Raw genomic sequence first — 1,323 nt, 5'->3', positions numbered from 1 at the left:
GATTACTCGAACGCCGCTTCCCGGTGCTAGAAAGGCGTACGGACAACTCCTCTCACGGGACTTTAACCCGCTGGATATACCGCCGATCACGGCGAACGGTCTGTCCCCGATTATTCGCGCCCTTGACCCCATCTGTGTGCTACTCAAATAACCAAGATAGCATAATTCCGACAATCCCAAGAGTCGTGAGGATATGGATGATCGATGCAACGGTCAAAACGCGATCCCCATAGCTCACAAACCGGAACCCGAATAGCATTTGCCACAAATTGGCTAGAGCCTTTGGCCCGATAATGAACATAGAAATCCTGCGATCTTCCTGATCGGGACCCTCTAAATGCATATTTGCGCGCCATGCAATGATCGAGTACGAGCCATAGTGAGCCAAGATAGTAAGAACGATAAGCTTACTCACAGCGACACTTCTTCCATTCAACGCCTTTTACTGTTGACTTGCCCTTTACGCCGCCAATTCCGAAATCAAATCCGATGCCGGGGCTCGGCGCAGGAGCGCTATCGGAGAGATTTTTTCCCAACTGATACCATGTCCAACCGCCGGTGAGAATAACGCCAGCGTTAGCTCCGGTCGCTCGGAATACGCCCTCAAAGCCACTGGGGTCAATTGTCGTATTGAGATCGTCAAAACTCACCTCGCTTGCGCCTCCTGTGAGCCTTGCCCCAAAACTGGCGCCAAACCCATACGCACGAACGCGAATGTAGGCGTATTGGCCGTTGACACATTCCGATTTCAGGTCGAACCAATACACTGCACCACCGAGACCGGGCGTGAACGCCAAGGAATAGACCTCGCCGGACCACTTTACTAACCCGGTGGGATCAACGTACATCGTCGGTGCATTGCTTACGTAGGTGTACCCGTTCAGCCCCCCGCGCAAGCCGATGGGATCACTCTGCACATACCGTCCGGTGGAAGGATCGTAATCCCTGAAGTAGTTGTAATGCAGCCCGGTCTCCTTGTCAAAATACTGCCCCGGGAAGCGCAGATTGATCACCGTCGCCCGTCCATCCCCATCCGGGTCCTCCTCCGGCAACGCCATCCCGAACGGCTCACCGGTCGGCAGGTTGCGCCAGACGACGACGTTGGCTTCGTTGGTCGCCACCCGCGGCGTGCCGAGATGATCGCCGTGCAGGTAGAGGATGGTCGGCCCGCTACCGGTGACGGTGATCGTGCGCGCGGCGCTGGTCGTCGCGGCGCCGAGGTTGTCGGTCGCCTTGGCGGTGAGGGGGTAGCTGCCGGCCGGGACACTGTTCCAGGCGACAGTGTACGGCGCCGCGGTGGCGGTGCCGATGAGCGTCGTTCCC

General features: G+C 57.3%; 1 protein-coding gene. It reads right to left on the bottom strand.

All coding sequences use genetic code 11. The features are described from left to right. Positions 1–407 precede the first annotated feature (407 nt). A partial coding sequence (locus CAPSK01_RS15080; protein ID WP_337958597.1) for an RHS repeat-associated core domain-containing protein occupies positions 408–1,323 on the bottom strand: 916 nt, incomplete at its 5' end.

This window comes from Candidatus Accumulibacter vicinus (genome assembly GCF_000584955.1).
Taxonomy (GTDB): domain Bacteria; phylum Pseudomonadota; class Gammaproteobacteria; order Burkholderiales; family Rhodocyclaceae; genus Accumulibacter; species Accumulibacter vicinus.
This window is presented reverse-complemented; position numbering and strand designations above follow the sequence as displayed.